The following is a 1,808-nucleotide window of genomic DNA, read 5'->3' as shown; positions in this document are numbered from 1 at the left end:
GCCTTCCGCTCCAATCAGCAGGGTGCCAAATTAAACACTAACTTTAACAAAGATTTAATAATAAAAAGCTCTCCTTATTAGGAGAGCCGTTTATATCCAGCATACATTCCCATTAATAACGTTCTGTAAGCCATGTTCTGTACCAGTGTACTACAAACGACACGGGAGTGTCTCGTACTTAGGTGGTAATCATCTATCTACAGGCTCAAATTTGAGCCTGTCCTTCTCCTTGTTCAATTCCTCAGAGAAAGTGCCCCTACCATTATTTGGGTTTCTCGCTCGTGGGGTTTACCCGTTCCACCCTTTCCATTTCTGGAAAGGCTACGTCACTGTGGCACTTTTATAGGTATTCATACCATATCCTAGGAGGACTTAGGTATTTTCCCGGCCGTCAGTTGGATGCTAGCCCCAACTGCCCTAGCTTATGAATTCACTAGGCACGAACACTACGAGCATCTCAGCTCGTGCGAGCATGGACTTTCCTCTGCAAGAATGCAAATGCATCTTACAGCGATTACCCGAACGTTATTAATGAATACAATTTATTATATGTATTTGACGCTGGTAATTCAATGGTTATTAACAGGAAATCTTCCTATTTTTTGTTAATCGTAAAGCTTGTTACCAAAAACATGTTTTTCAAGATTGGATAAACGCTTCAAGATATCAAAATTTGTTGTTCCTGCAGGTTGAGCTGCTGGCTGCCTTTTTGACGTTTCCTCAAGCTGTTTCCGGAGCCGAAGATTTTCCTGTTGAAGATCTTCAATCTCCTGATGAAAAGTTCCATAGTCTTTAATGATTAGATCTAAGAACTTATCAACATCTTCTTGTTTATAACCGCGTACTCCAGACTTAAACTCTTTTTCTAAAATATCCTTGGCTGTTAATTTCACTTTATCTGACAGCATTCCATTCACCTCGGTATTCGCCAATCACTACCTATTATTTTTTCAAAAATATGTAGTTTTGTCAATTTTCATTTGTATTGTCAGTATTATGATTTTTAAAACAATTCAATATATGGAATAACAACTGTAAAAATGACTAAAACTTAAAAATCGGACAGCTTCATCTGTTCTTCTTCCACAATCATCTGTAAATCATAAAATGTTATAAGTTCAATGGAGTATGGATGTTTTTTTCGGTATTCCAAAGCCATTTCATAAAGATATTTTGGACTTCCTTCCTTTTCATGATCGTAAAGAAGGAGGAGCCCTTCACTTTTTTCAATAAAAAATTGATTTTTCAACCGAAATTGCCATGGTTTTTCATATCCCTTTTTGGTAACAGAATCAATGAAATCTGCTTGTGCAAGGATAGATTCATACCATTCCTGGTTATTTTCCTTCCATGATGCTTGTTGGTCTAGAAATGGAGTAATTACCGCTAGTTTTAAATCAGGAAATTCCATTTGTAATTCAAAAACAACCTCAGCAGCCCACAGCTCCACACCTAACTGACCACTGATCAGCACCCACTCTAATCCTTCTTCCACCATTGGGAGTAATGATTTCTTTATGGCAGCCTTAATAAATAGGACTGATGGATGGTCATTCTTAAAAATTCCTAATTCAAACGGTTTATAGCCTGATATGGCTAGAACTTTCATCTAAAATGTTCTCCTCCATAAAGAAAATTTTTTTAAAAATGGACAAACATTTGGACAAGAATAGCATATCATGTAGTAATAATAAATAAAAAACAAGGGCTAAAAAGCCCCTGTAATCGCCGATTCCCTATTAGCGTCTAGGTCCCATAAATGGTCCTGGTGCCATTCCTGGGCCTCCTGGACCAAATCCTGGGCCTCC

The 1,808-nt window shown here is 37.7% G+C and carries 2 protein-coding genes and 1 other RNA gene; all 3 read right to left on the bottom strand.

The genetic code is table 11. From position 1 onward, the window contains the following. Nucleotides 1–121: 121 nt before the first annotated feature. Nucleotides 122–526: RNase P RNA component class B (gene rnpB / locus V7659_RS31410), an RNA gene on the bottom strand. A 79-nt stretch (nt 527–605) separates the two neighbouring features. Continuing rightward, nucleotides 606–908 carry a cell division regulator GpsB gene (gene gpsB / locus V7659_RS31405; RefSeq protein ID WP_026563881.1) on the bottom strand — a complete coding sequence of 101 codons (303 nt, stop codon included), beginning with the start codon at nt 906–908 and terminating at the stop codon, nt 606–608. Nucleotides 909–1,051: 143 nt separating this feature from the next. Next, nucleotides 1,052–1,609, bottom strand: a complete 558-nt coding sequence (locus tag V7659_RS31400; RefSeq protein WP_335543894.1) for a DUF1273 domain-containing protein — start codon at nt 1,607–1,609, stop codon at nt 1,052–1,054. Nucleotides 1,610–1,808 lie beyond the last annotated feature (199 nt).

Origin of the sequence: Neobacillus drentensis (genome assembly GCF_036966985.1) — a bacterium.
GTDB classification, from domain to species: Bacteria; Bacillota; Bacilli; order Bacillales; family Cytobacillaceae; genus Neobacillus; species Neobacillus drentensis_E.
Note: the sequence above shows the minus strand (reverse complement) of the source record. Positions and strands in the feature narration are given on the sequence as shown.

What these genes read in the sequence shown, in the direction of transcription:
- V7659_RS31400 (WP_335543894.1), bottom strand. Translation starts at nt 1,609, where the DNA reads ATGAAAGTTCTAGCCATATCAGGCTATAAACCGTTTGAATTAGGAATT.
- gpsB (WP_026563881.1), bottom strand. Translation starts at nt 908, where the DNA reads ATGCTGTCAGATAAAGTGAAATTAACAGCCAAGGATATTTTAGAAAAA.